The organism is Prevotella micans F0438, from assembly GCF_000243035.1.
Taxonomy (GTDB): Bacteria; Bacteroidota; Bacteroidia; order Bacteroidales; family Bacteroidaceae; genus Prevotella; species Prevotella micans.
Window position 1 is genome coordinate 733,611 of the sequence record NZ_JH594521.1, and the last position, 12,762, is coordinate 746,372.

Genomic DNA, 12,762 nt, shown 5'->3' on the forward strand with positions numbered 1-12,762 from the left:
TTTGCCCGCAGAAAAACAAGTAATGAGAGTTCTAATCATCAATACAAGTCAGAAAACCGGAGGGGCTGCATTGGCGGCCAACCGACTCAAAGATGCACTCAACAACAATGGCGTGGAGGCGCGGATGCTCGTGCGCGACAAAACCGTGGACGACTCAACCGTTATCGAACTGCCGAGAACTCTCAAAACGAAATGGAGCAAACTGTGGGAAAGATGGTGCATCTTCTGCAAACTGAATTTCTCGCGCCGGCATCTTTTTGAATTAGACATCGCCAACGTCGGAACCGACATAACGAAGCTTGTCGAATTTCGGGAGGCCGACTTGATTCATCTTTCGTGGATAAACCAGGGGATGCTGTCGATTGGAGGGATAAGGCGAATCCTCGAATCGGGCAAGCCGGTTGTGTGGACGATGCACGACCTGTGGCCGGCGAGTTCGATTTGCCATTATGCACATGGCTGCGAGGGGTTCATGAACCGGTGCGGAAACTGTATGCTACTGCCCGGCGGCGGTCATGCAAACGACCTGTCGGAAGTTGTATGGCGGCGAAAGAAGAAGGCGCTGGACGGAAATCAAATCAGCTTCGTAACATGTAGCAAATGGCTTGGCGAACAGGCACGGCAGAGTTCGTTGCTCAAGGGACAAACGGTTACGAGCATCCCAAATCCGATAGACACCGAGGTGTTTAAACCGCAAAATAAACTGATGGCGCGCAAAATGCTCGGACTGCCTGAGAAGAACAAAATAATTCTCTTCGTCTCGCAACGGGTTACCGATAAGCGGAAAGGTATCGACTATTTCATCAAAGCTATCGGACAGCTGGTAGCTCGGCATCCCGAAATGAAGCAAAACATTACGATAGCCATACTCGGTTCGGATGCCGAACAGCTCGCTGAACAACTTGCTCTGCCTACACATTTGCTGGGATATGTTTCAGATATTCGGCAGATAATAAACGTTTACAACGCTGCCGATGTGTTCGTTTTGCCGTCGCTCGAGGATAATCTGCCGAACACTATAATGGAGGCGATGGCATGTGGCGTTCCATGCGTGGGTTTCGAGGTTGGAGGCATCCCTGAAATGATAGACCATCGCGTTAACGGATACGTTGCCCGAGAACGCGATACAAACGATTTGGCACAGGGAATGGATTGGGTTCTCAACGAGGCCAACTACGCTGAACTATCTCGGGAAGCTCTGCAGAAAGTACATAGAAACTACTCGCAACAGTCCGTTGCAAAGCAATACATCGAGGTATATTATCAGGCAATAACCAAGAAAAACAAGTCGAAATGATCACATTTTCAATCGTCACCATAACCTATAACGCTCAGAAAGTGCTGCAGCCAACGCTCAATAGCGTGTTGCAACAAGACTATCCGCACATCGAACACCTTATCATCGATGGAGCATCGACCGACGACACCCTCCGGATAGCCGAAGACTATAAGAAACTGTCGGACGAAAACGATAATGGACACGAAATCAAAATAACCAGCGAGCCCGATGATGGAATATATTTCGCCATGAACAAAGCACTCAACAAAGCACAGGGCGATTATATAGTGTTCCTCAATGCAGGCGACAGTTTGCCCGAAAACGATACTCTCGAACACGTTATGCTCGCAGCTGAAGCAGGCGATGGCGAAGACCTTCCTGCTGTGCTGTTCGGCAATACCGACATCATCGACGCGAAAGGTAACTTTCTCTATCATCGTCCACTCTCTCCTCCCGAGCAGCTAACGTGGAAATCGTTCAGGCACGGAATGCTGGTTTGTCATCAAGCCTTCTACGCCCGTACTGACATAGCCCGCGAGATTCCATTCGACACCGAATATAGATACTCGGCCGACGTGGATTGGTGTATCAAAATCATGAAAGAAGGACAGCGTCGCCATCTCCTGCTGAGAAACATACATGCCGTCGTAGCAAACTACATGCAGGAAGGCCAGACCACCATCCACCACAAAGAATCTCTCAAAGAACGCTTCAAAATAATGAACCGGCACTATGGAATGCCTGTAACGCTGATGTTCCATCTCTGGTTCGTGATTAGAAAAATAATACGGAGGCGAGCATAAGTGCATTGGCTTCCGAAATCTTCAAATGTTTAACGTAAAAAAAAGATTGAAACAATGAAACAGGTAATGAGAGCAGCCCTACTGATGGTTGCATTGAGTTTTTCAGCAGTGATGAATGCGCAAACCAACGCCACAAGCTGCGCGAAGAGCAATTGTTCGAAAACTGAAACAAAAGAATGTTGCGATAAGCAGAAGGTCAATTGCCAGAATGATAAGGCATGTGACAAGCAAAATGGCGCGCAGTGTGATAAGCAAAACACCAATTGCCAGAAAGGTAAGGCATGTGACAAGCAAAATGGCGCGCAGTGTGATAAGCAAAACGCCAACTGTCAGAATACTAAGGCATGCGACAGGCAGAATGGTGTACAGTGTGATAAGCAAAATACCAACTGTCAGAATACTAGGGCATGCGATAAGCAGAATGGTGTACAATGTGATAAGCAAAACGCCAACTGTCAGAATACTAAGGCATGCGACAGGCAGAATGGTACACAATGTGATAAGCAAACAAACTGCAGTCGGCAATCTGAAGCCAAGCAAATCAAAGATGGTTTAAGTGAAGCTGCCTCCGGAACCGGTCAGTTTGTTTCGCGTAAAGTGAAATCGGCTGGTCAATTCTTTAAGAAAGTAGGCAAAGGTGTGGGACAAGGCAGTCGCAAATTTGCCCGCAACGTGAATCGCGCAGGCAAGGCAGCCAAGAAAGCTTTCAGAGAGAGCTAATCCAAGAGATTGCGCAATGATAAATAGCCTGACTTTCGGTTTCAAGGCAAACCGAGAGTCGGGTTTTCTCGTAATAGCACCTGTTGTTGGACGAGTGAACCTACCTTTGCCGCATGAAAACAATTTCGCCTATAGCTTTTTTTCGTTCGCCCCTCACGAGCAAGTTTGGAGTACCGCGACAGAGCGGCGTGGTCGACGAGTTGAGAGGAGTAATCGTGCTGAAACCGGAATATAATCGGCCGGAAGCGATTAGAGGTTTGGAAGATTTCGATTTTCTGTGGTTGATTTGGGGATTTTCGGCCATTCGTTCCTCCGAAAAGCTCACGGTTCGCCCTCCGCGACTCGGTGGAAACATTAGGGTAGGCGTGTTTGCATCGCGTTCCCCTTTCCGTCCTAATGGATTGGGATTGTCATCGGTGCGCATTGTGAGAATAGCTCCCGAGGGCATCCATGTTGCGGGAGCCGATTTGATGGACGGCACTCCGATTTTCGATATCAAACCCTATCTTCCCTCGGTCGATAGTCATCCTTCGGCTCGTGGAGGGTTCACCGACAGTCATGCTTGGTCGCTGCTTCGGGTTGAAATTCCGGAGAAGTATCGCCGTTTGTTTTCCGAGACAGATGTCCGTGCACTGGAGGCTGTATTGAAAAACGACCCGCGTCCGAGCTATCAGCAGGATGCAGGTCGTGTGTATGGGATGCCTTTTGTGGGCAGGGATATTCAGTTCAGGGTTGAGGATGGGTTGTTGACGGTTGTTGATGTAGTGTAGACCTATTCGGTTTCTACCGATTCAACTTTCGGATTCTGAATCACGGGTGCCATTTCTACGACTTCGTTGTTGTTTCGTTTTGGTTTGGCCTCGGTTTCCGATGTTTCAGATTGTTCATCGTTGTCACCATCTGCATTTTTTTCACTGCGATACCGTCCGCGTACGCTATTGAGAATCTTCTCAGCCTGTTTCTTTTCCTGTTTGTCTATGGAGTCTTTCGAGATGGTGTCAACCTTGATGGTATCTAGTTTGGGTGCGTTTTTCTCTGCGAGGTTCGAGTCGGGTTCGATTGCCGTTTGTGTTATGTCTGGGTCGTTTTTGTGCATGCTATAGTAATATGCTCCGAAAGCAATCAGGAAAATGGTTCCAACGATAATGAAAATCACCATTCCTTTTCCGATTGTTGGTTCCTCGTCTTGGTTATTGTGAATCGGTGCGCCGCAATTGGGGCAGTTTTCCTGATTCTTGTTTATTTCAGTGTTACATTCCGGGCATTTCATACATTTTTCGGTTTGATTTGCGGGCAAAGTTACACCAAAAGCCACGACTAATCAAAAATGCTCTTCCGGTTCGGGGGAAGGTATGGTGGAGGATATGTGTAATGTGAGATCGGCTTAAGAATATGTAGATGTGTTGCTGGAGATTCTGGTGGCAGAGTTTCTGCCAGCTCGGAGGTTAGGCGAATACGGGCTGCCGTCTGAAATTATTTAGTACTTTTGCATCACACAACACAGAATAACATCCAATTTAATCCCAAACATGAATGTTTTAGAACTGTCAGAACAGGAAATTGTGCGCCGTCAGAGTTTGCAGGAGCTTCGTAAACTCGGAATAGAACCCTATCCTGCCGCAGAATTTCCGGTTAATGCATATTCCATAGATATAAAAAGTGAATTTGTTGAAGGTGAGCAGCGTGAAGTTACCATTGCCGGCCGATTGATGAGCCGCAGAGTTATGGGCAAGGCGTCGTTTGCTGAAATTCAAGACAGTCGTGGACGCATACAAGTGTACGTTACTCGCGACGACATCTGCCCCGGCGACGATAAAGAACTTTATAATACTGTTTTCAAGAAACTCCTCGATATAGGCGATTTCGTAGGCATAAAAGGCTTCGTGTTCAAAACCCAGATGGGCGAAATCTCTATTCATGCACAGCAAATCACACTGCTATCCAAGAGTATCAAACCCCTGCCGATAGTGAAATATAAGGATGGTGTGGCATACGATAAGTTTGACGACCCCGAACAACGCTATCGCCAGCGATATGTCGATCTGGCCGTTAACGAAGGCATTAAAGAAACATTCGAAAAACGCGCAACCGTACTGCGAACTATGCGTCGGTTTTTCGATGAGGCCGGCTATACCGAAGTGGAAACACCAACACTGCAAAGCATCCCCGGAGGAGCTAGTGCGCGGCCGTTCGTAACACACTATAATGCGCTGAATGTAGACATGTATATGCGAATAGCTACCGAACTCTATCTGAAACGACTCATCGTAGGAGGCTTCGAAGGTGTCTACGAAATAGGAAAGAACTTCAGAAACGAAGGAATGGATAGGTTCCATAACCCTGAGTTCACCTGTATGGAACTCTATGTGCAGTATAAAGACTACAATTGGATGATGAGTTTCACCGAACGACTGTTAGAACAAATTTGCACAGCCGTAAACGGTAGTCCCGAGGTACAGGTTGGCGAGACTATTATAAGTTTCAAAGCACCCTTCCGCCGATTACCCATCCTCGAGGCAATAAAAGAAAAAACCGGGTTCGACCTCTATGGAAAATCTGAAGAAGAAATACGCAACATAGCCGTGAACGAGCTGAAGATGGTAACAATCGACCAGAGTTTCGGGAAAGGCAAACTTATTGACGAAATATTCGGCGAATTTTGCGAAGAAACGTTCGTTCAGCCCACATTCATCACTGATTATCCCGTTGAAATGTCGCCACTCACCAAAAAACATCGCTCTATGCCAGGCCTAACCGAGCGGTTCGAACTAATGGTGAACGGTAAAGAACTGGCAAACGCCTATTCCGAGCTCAACGATCCAATTGACCAGGAAGAACGCTTCATCGAACAAATGCGACTGGCCGATAACGGCGACGACGAAGCTATGATAATCGACCAGGATTTCTTGCGTGCCCTGCAATATGGAATGCCGCCCACGTCGGGAATCGGAATCGGAATCGACCGACTCGTAATGCTCATGACCGGCAAAGAATATATCCAGGAAGTTATGCTATTTCCCCAGATGAAACCAGAATCGAAAATTCCGCAAAGTAGCATCAAGGAATGGGCAGAGATTGGAGTACCAGAGAATTGGGTTTATGTTCTAAGAAAAGCCGGGTTCAATCTCATCCAGAACATAAAAGACGAGAAAGCACAAGGTTTACAGCAGAAATTGGGCGAGATAAACAAGAAATACAAACTCGAATACGAGAAACCATCGCTCGACACCATCCAAAAATGGATTGAAACAGCAGTCAGCCGAAACTGATAGTAATGAAAGGATAACGCATCACCCAACATCTTCCAAGGAGTTCAGGCAAAACAAACCGCAACAAGAGAGATAGCCCGAACTCATTTAAGTTTAAAAGTTTCAACGAGAGAAAATGTACGATGTCGGAAACATAGCAATCATCGGAAGCGGAAGCTGGGCCACGGCCATAGCCAAAATTGTGGTTGAACACACGCACCACATCGGATGGTTTTTCAGGCACGACGATAAAATTGAAGATTTTCGTCGGTTGGAACACAACCCGGCTTATTTAACAAGTGTGCACTTCGATTTGAACGAAGTAACCCTGTCGTCGGATATCAATAGACTCATTCAGGACTATGATACGCTCATTTTTGTCACCCCTTCGCCCTATCTCAAATCCTTACTTAAGAAAACCAAGGCGAAACTGCGCGACAAATTCATCGTCACAGCCATAAAAGGAATCGTACCCGAAGAAAATCTTGTATGCACCGAATATCTCCGAAAAATTCATGGCGTGCCTGACGAAAATCTGGCCGTTATCGGAGGTCCGTCGCACGCCGAAGAGGTGGCAATGGAAAGATTAACCTATCTCACTGTGGGATGCACAGACACCGAGAAAGCGCAGGCAATGACGCAGGCTCTCGCGTCACATTACGTGAAAACCAAAGTGTCGCCTGACGTTATCGGAATCGAATACGCATCGGTTCTCAAAAACGTCTACGCAATCGCAGCTGGAATTTGTTCCGGACTGAATTATGGTGATAATTTCCAAGCCGTACTCATGTCTAATGCTATGCAGGAAATGGAACGCCTGCTGAACGCAATTAATCCCATTCAACGGTCGATGACCGACAGTGTCTATCTTGGCGATCAGCTCGTCACGGGCTACAGCAACTTCAGTCGTAACCGAACATTTGGAACAATGATAGGAAAAGGCTACAGCGTGAAGTCGGCCCAGATGGAAATGGAAATGATAGCCGAAGGATATTACGGTACAAAGTGCATGAAAGAGATCAATCGCCATCTGCACGTCGACATGCCAATTCTCGACGCCGTTTACAACATCCTCTACGAGCGCATCAGTCCGCAAATCGAAATAAAACTTTTAACAGATTCATTTAGATAAAACGATTATGGAAAGTATTAAGTTAGACATCACAAAAGCTGCCCAGTTTCTAACCCCGGGCGCCATCGAGGCCTATGTACCACAAGTTGCAGCCTCGCAAGAAGCACTAGAAAAAGCCACCTGTCAGGGTAACGATTTTCTAGGTTGGCTCCATCTTCCATCAAGCATCACTCCTGAATTCATCTCCGAAATCCAAGACGTTGCAAATATTCTTCGCAGCAAGTGCGAGGTGATTGTCGTGGCCGGGATCGGAGGCTCTTATCTCGGGGCGCGAGCTGTAATAGAAGCCCTAGGTAACAGTTTCGCATGGCTCAAGTCCGACAGTAAGAATCCAACCATCGTGTTTGCCGGAAACAATATTGGTGAAGACTATCTTGCTGAGTTAACGGAATATTTGAAGGATAAAAGATTCGGAATAATAAACATTTCCAAGTCAGGCACCACTACCGAGACCGCCCTCGCGTTCCGCCTCCTGAAAAAGCAATGCGAACAACAATTCGGAAAGGCCGAAGCCCGAAACATGATAGTTGCCATAACCGACGCGCACAAAGGGGCTGCTCGTGCAGCTGCCAACAAAGAAGGCTATAAAACATTTGTAATTCCCGATAACGTAGGCGGCCGATTCTCCGTGCTCACCCCTGTTGGACTTCTACCCATCGCCGTTGCCGGATTCAATATCGAAGCTCTCGTGAAAGGCGCCTGCGCAATGGAGAAAGAGACCGATATCAACATTCCGTTCGCTGAAAATATAGCCGCACGATATGCTGCCGTTCGACAGGCCCTCTACACGCAAACCGGCAAGAAGATTGAAATCATGGCTAATTTCCACCCCAAGCTTCATTTCATGGCTGAATGGTGGAAACAGCTCTACGGCGAAAGCGAGGGCAAGGAATATAAGGGCATATTTCCTGCCGCATGCGATTTCACAACCGACCTGCACTCTATGGGACAATGGATTCAAGAGGGTGAGCGCTCAATATTTGAAACAGTTCTATCGGTTGAAACTCCCAATCGCGAACTCCTTTTCCCGCACGACGACGAAAATCTCGATGGACTGAACTTTCTCGAAGGGAAACGAGTAGACCAAGTGAACAAAATGGCCGAACTCGGTACGCGCCTTGCTCATGTCGACGGCGGTGTGCCTAACATCAGGATAATCATTCCGAAACTTGATGAATATTATCTCGGTCAGCTCATATATTTCTTCGAAAAAGCCTGCGGCATCAGCGGATTGGTGCAAAACGTTAATCCTTTCAACCAACCGGGTGTCGAAGCCTATAAAAAGAACATGTTTGCTTTACTTGACAAGCCTGGTTACGAAAGTGAGAGCCAAGCAATCAAGCAGCGCCTTTCGGAAGGCAAATAAAAAATCCGGATGGTATTCTCCCCTCTCTTTTCACCAAGAAAAAGAGGGGAGAATCGTTTATCATCTAATCGGCAACTCCCTTTTTTCGATTCCTACGTATTGCGTAGCTGATTTTTCAATGCGTGTCTTGCTCCTGCGTATTGCATGGCTAAATTCTCAATGCGAGATAGGCTCTCGTAAAGATGCGTATGTCGAAAACCGATACATTATATAGTATATAACATCCCGTATCTCTCCTATACACACCCCAAATCACATTCCACAACAAAATTATGTTCCAAACAATAATCAAGAACTACAATCAACACTCGCACGAATCCTTCAACCCGCGAGTTGTGCTTTTCGACATGGACGGAGTGCTATACGACTCAATGCCAAACCATGCAATCGCATGGACAAAAGCAATGGGTCATTTTGGCCTTCCCTTCACCGAGGAAGACGCCTATGCAACCGAAGGAGCCAAAGGAGTGGATACAATCCGAATTTACGCTCAAAAACTGCTCGGCAAGCAACTCTCCGAAACTGAAGCCGCACAGATGTATAAGCTCAAAGCCGAATATTTTCACCAAATGCCCCAACCGAAAATATTCAACGGAGTGAAAGAACTAATGCACGCAATCAAATCAGAAGGACTGCAAATAGGAATTGTCACCGGAAGCGCACAGAGGCAACTCATTGACCGACTACTCTCCGATTTCCACGAATTCATCACCCCCGAGCAAGTTACCACAGCCTTCGACGTCAAAAATGGCAAACCGGCCCCCGACCCATATCTCGCCGGCCTACGAAAAGCCGGAAATCTCGCTCCGCATGAAGGAATCGTCATCGAAAATGCCCCCCTTGGTATTCAAGCAGGTACAAATGCAGGCTGTTTTACAATCGCTGTGAACAGCGGTCCACTTTCAAATGAAATTCTGCTCGAAAAAAATCCCCAACTACTCTATCCATCTATTGAGAAATTGTTCGTCGACTGGCCCACGCTCATCGCAGAAGCAAAATATAAACAGACGGATAAGATGAATATTAAAAAAACACAATAGTAAAAAGCACCCCCCACCGCCCTATAAAATAATCTCTACTTTTGTGAACTTCCAAAAACACAGTTAAAAATTAAATCAGCAAACAAACCGTAATCAATGAAGAAAGTAATTACTCTCGTTTTACTTGCGCTTGCAATAGCAACGCAAGTACAAGCCATACGGCCGCTGCCAAAACTCTGGCCAATGAACCAGAGCGACGGTACAACCGTAATGGTTTACATTAATGGCGACGGACACGTTGCCTTCTACACCACCGAAGACGGAAAGGTGCTAGTGAAAAACGACGCAGGTGACCTATGCTACGCCATGTTTAGCAACGGACGCCTTGTACCATCTACACTCATAGCGCATAACGCCGACCAACGCTCCGAGGCAGAAAAAACATTCCTTCTCACCAATAACGTTGAATCGCGCTTGAGCGAACTCAATGAGCTTGTAGCACGCCGGGCGCCAAACAAAGCAATCATCGGCTCCACCCCCGACGGACTAGGAAAATATAACAAATCAGGAATGGGTGCCGTGAAAAGTCTTGGTGAAAGAAAAGTACCAGTCATTATGGTTGAATTCTCCGATTTGAAATTCAAATCAACAACCACCATCGACAAAATGACCCGCTACTACAACGAAGAAGGCTATCATGACGAAACATATTGCGTGGGGTCAGCGCGCGACTTCTTCATTGCGCAAAGCCGCGGAATGTTCAAACCCACATTCGAAATAGTAGGAATAGTAACCCTAGCTAACAGCTATAAATACTATGGTGCAAACGACCGAAACGGAAACGATAAAAACGTAGACGGAATGGTGGTCGACGCCGTAAGAGCGGCCGAAGCCAAAGGAGTTGACTTCAGCAAATTCAAGGACGAAGACGGAAACGTAGAATTAGTAAGTATACTATATGCCGGTCGGGGCGAAGCAACCGAAGGCGGACAAGGTGCAAATTATGTTTGGCCATGCGAAAGCGACTTCAACAAAAACATCGGGGCCAATCACTTCAATTCATACTTCGTAGGAAACGAACTATATAACGACGGAGCCTTGATGGGAATGGGAATTTTCTGCCACGAATTCGGACATGCACTCGGATTGCCCGACTTCTATTGCACTAATTATTCCTACAGAGGCGACGACCCATTCAGCAACTGGTCAATAATGGACACAGGCCCATACGTGAACAAAGCACGCGCCCCGATGGGATACACAGCCTATGAGCGCTCATACCTTGGTTGGCTCGATATTCCAGAGCTCACCAAAGCACAAAGCGTAACGCTCACGCCTCACGATGCAACCGAAGGCAATCTGGCCGTGATGTTCCGTCGCCCCGGAGTGACAAACGAATATTATATTCTTGAAAATCGTAAGCCCGGAACATGGTATCCCGAAACAGACGCAGATGGCAATAACTATGGAAGCGGACTCATGCTCACACACATTGCATATAACGCCGGATCATGGTCGGGAAACATTCTCAATAACGTTAGAACAAATAAACGGGCACACATCGTAACAGCCGATAAACAAACTCTGCAATACGGTGGTTCGCAAACCAATCTCTACGGCAACGGAGTGAACGAAATTAAATACCTGCCGCTCTACGGAGGAGGTACGCTCACATCCATGCCTATATTCAAAATCAAAAAGAACGCCGACAAAACAATAACGTTCAACTTCATCACTGAAGATGGAAAACACGTTCCATACAAAATAGGCGACAAAATCACCGAAGGCGGGATAGACTATAAATACGTAGACAACCGCGAGTTCACAGTTATACGCAAACAAAGCGGCGAATACTCGGCCGACGTGAATATACCCAACACACTAACAATAGACGATGTGGTTTACGAAGTAGTTGCCATTGCCGACAGCGCATTTGCAGGCTACACGACATTAACCTCGGTGTCGATACCCAAAAGCATCCGCAAAATAGCACCCAATGCTTTCCGCGGAACAAGCGCAATGACAAAATTCAGCGTTGAAGAAGGCAGCCAATACTATCAGACGATAGACGATGCTCTCTTCATTCGCAGTGCAGAATACGACGGCTCAAACTGGCAAACAAGCAAAACAGACGTCTCGATGTTCAACTTCAACAAAAACGAATGGGGGCTCCCTGTATCCGAAACCTCCAACCCGTCGGCAGGACACATAACATCCCCGATTGAACAGGACGACATAACCCTGACAACCACCGACGGACGCAGTCAGACAAAACTGATGAAGAATAACGGAAAGATAACCCTCCGCATATACAGAGGAGGTTCAATCATCCTTTCAGTTCCACAGGGCAGTTCGGTAACACGCGCAAGCTTCGGAGCTACACAATTCAACATGACTGCAAACACAGGAACCATCGATTCTAAAGTATGGACAGGCAATTCGCAGAACGTAACCTTCAATTGCACTTCAAACACGGTTATCGACTCAATTACCGTAACCGTGAAAAGCGTAAGCAAGGGAGAACCTGCCCTCATTTGCTATCCCGCAGCCAAGACCGGTAGCTACACGGTTCCAAAGATGGTTACCCGCATCGCATCATACGCATTCGAAGCAACGAAATTGAGCAACCTAACGCTGTCTGAAGCTCTGCTCAAGCTCGGCAAGAACTCATTGAGTTCAGCTAATCTTCTTGTGATAAATGCTCTCGCAGCAACTCCAGCTAAAGCAACTGCCGACCCATTCGCAGACATTGACTTCACGAAATGTAAGCTCAACGTTCCCGAGGCATCCAAGGCCCTCTACGTTGCGGCCGATTATTGGAATAAGTTCTTCCGTGGCACCAACGGCATCTCCGGTATAACCGATTCCAAATCTTCTGCCCCGAAAGTCTACTACGACCTGCAGGGCCGCAGAGTATCCCATCCTAAGCGCGGAATTTATATCACGAAAGGCTCGAAAGTCCTCGTGAAATAATCCCCACCGGGATATAAAATCACACGAACCCCCAAAGTTCATAACCGAACTTTGGGGGTTCATTGTGTTTAGTGGCGAATCGAGAAAAATAAATCGAGAGAAATATTCGCCTCCTATCGATACGAATGGATGTTATACCATCCAATATAAATGCGAGTTCGGTTTGATAGAGACTCCCACTCGGGCGTTCCGCCCGCATGTAGGGACAGACCCCGTGTCTGTCCGCCCCCTGACGTGGCAGGACGAAATATGTTATGCGGT

At 47.0% G+C, this 12,762-nt stretch carries 10 protein-coding genes; 9 read left to right on the forward strand and 1 reads right to left on the reverse strand.

Annotated features, from left to right (window positions below; genetic code table 11):
• The first annotated feature begins 22 nt into the window (after positions 1-22).
• The 4 genes from HMPREF9140_RS03045 (at position 23) to tsaA (ending at position 3,572) form a co-directional block, all read left to right on the forward strand.
• Positions 23-1,297 carry a glycosyltransferase family 4 protein gene (locus HMPREF9140_RS03045; protein WP_006951675.1) on the forward strand — a complete coding sequence of 425 codons (1,275 nt, stop codon included), beginning with the start codon at positions 23-25 and terminating at the stop codon, positions 1,295-1,297.
• Positions 1,294-2,082: a glycosyltransferase family 2 protein gene (locus HMPREF9140_RS03050; RefSeq protein ID WP_006951676.1), complete on the forward strand. Its 789-nt coding sequence runs from the start codon at positions 1,294-1,296 to the stop codon at positions 2,080-2,082. Before HMPREF9140_RS03045 ends, HMPREF9140_RS03050 begins: the two co-directional genes overlap by 4 nt.
• 54 nt (positions 2,083-2,136) lie before the next feature.
• Positions 2,137-2,802: a hypothetical protein gene (locus tag HMPREF9140_RS03055; protein ID WP_006951677.1), complete on the forward strand. Its 666-nt coding sequence runs from the start codon at positions 2,137-2,139 to the stop codon at positions 2,800-2,802.
• Between the two features lie 113 nt (positions 2,803-2,915).
• Complete coding sequence (gene tsaA, locus HMPREF9140_RS03060; protein WP_006951678.1) at positions 2,916-3,572, forward strand: tRNA (N6-threonylcarbamoyladenosine(37)-N6)-methyltransferase TrmO; 657 nt, start codon at positions 2,916-2,918, stop codon at positions 3,570-3,572.
• A gap of 2 nt (positions 3,573-3,574) precedes the next feature.
• On the opposite strand, the gene HMPREF9140_RS03065 is transcribed toward tsaA, so the two are convergent.
• Entirely contained in the window at positions 3,575-4,072 is a 498-nt protein-coding gene (locus tag HMPREF9140_RS03065; RefSeq protein WP_006951679.1) for a zinc ribbon domain-containing protein, read from the reverse strand.
• A gap of 259 nt (positions 4,073-4,331) precedes the next feature.
• Between HMPREF9140_RS03065 and lysS the strand changes: the two genes are divergently transcribed.
• The 5 genes from lysS (at position 4,332) to HMPREF9140_RS03090 (ending at position 12,501) form a co-directional block, all read left to right on the forward strand.
• Positions 4,332-6,071 (forward strand): lysine--tRNA ligase, encoded by a 1,740-nt coding sequence (gene lysS / locus HMPREF9140_RS03070; RefSeq protein ID WP_006951680.1) that lies wholly within the window; start codon positions 4,332-4,334, stop codon positions 6,069-6,071.
• A 115-nt stretch (positions 6,072-6,186) separates the two neighbouring features.
• Positions 6,187-7,182, forward strand: coding sequence for an NAD(P)H-dependent glycerol-3-phosphate dehydrogenase (locus HMPREF9140_RS03075; protein WP_006951681.1), 996 nt, complete (start codon positions 6,187-6,189; stop codon positions 7,180-7,182).
• A gap of 7 nt (positions 7,183-7,189) precedes the next feature.
• Entirely contained in the window at positions 7,190-8,548 is a 1,359-nt protein-coding gene (locus HMPREF9140_RS03080) for a glucose-6-phosphate isomerase (protein WP_006951682.1), read from the forward strand.
• A 272-nt stretch (positions 8,549-8,820) separates the two neighbouring features.
• Positions 8,821-9,588 (forward strand): HAD family hydrolase, encoded by a 768-nt coding sequence (locus HMPREF9140_RS03085; RefSeq protein WP_006951683.1) that lies wholly within the window; start codon positions 8,821-8,823, stop codon positions 9,586-9,588.
• A gap of 96 nt (positions 9,589-9,684) precedes the next feature.
• The gene (locus HMPREF9140_RS03090; protein WP_006951684.1) at positions 9,685-12,501 is read left to right on the forward strand and encodes a M6 family metalloprotease domain-containing protein; all 2,817 of its coding nucleotides are present in this window, start codon (positions 9,685-9,687) and stop codon (positions 12,499-12,501) included.
• The last annotated feature ends 261 nt before the right edge of the window (positions 12,502-12,762 follow it).

Bases quoted from the DNA above. Each gene is read 5' to 3' on its own strand.
- HMPREF9140_RS03045 (WP_006951675.1), top strand. From the start codon at position 23: ATGAGAGTTCTAATCATCAATACAAGTCAGAAAACCGGAGGGGCTGCA.
- HMPREF9140_RS03050 (WP_006951676.1), top strand. From the start codon at position 1,294: ATGATCACATTTTCAATCGTCACCATAACCTATAACGCTCAGAAAGTG.
- HMPREF9140_RS03055 (WP_006951677.1), top strand. From the start codon at position 2,137: ATGAAACAGGTAATGAGAGCAGCCCTACTGATGGTTGCATTGAGTTTT.
- tsaA (WP_006951678.1), top strand. From the start codon at position 2,916: ATGAAAACAATTTCGCCTATAGCTTTTTTTCGTTCGCCCCTCACGAGC.
- HMPREF9140_RS03065 (WP_006951679.1), bottom strand. From the start codon at position 4,072: ATGAAATGCCCGGAATGTAACACTGAAATAAACAAGAATCAGGAAAAC.
- lysS (WP_006951680.1), top strand. From the start codon at position 4,332: ATGAATGTTTTAGAACTGTCAGAACAGGAAATTGTGCGCCGTCAGAGT.
- HMPREF9140_RS03075 (WP_006951681.1), top strand. From the start codon at position 6,187: ATGTACGATGTCGGAAACATAGCAATCATCGGAAGCGGAAGCTGGGCC.
- HMPREF9140_RS03080 (WP_006951682.1), top strand. From the start codon at position 7,190: ATGGAAAGTATTAAGTTAGACATCACAAAAGCTGCCCAGTTTCTAACC.
- HMPREF9140_RS03085 (WP_006951683.1), top strand. From the start codon at position 8,821: ATGTTCCAAACAATAATCAAGAACTACAATCAACACTCGCACGAATCC.
- HMPREF9140_RS03090 (WP_006951684.1), top strand. From the start codon at position 9,685: ATGAAGAAAGTAATTACTCTCGTTTTACTTGCGCTTGCAATAGCAACG.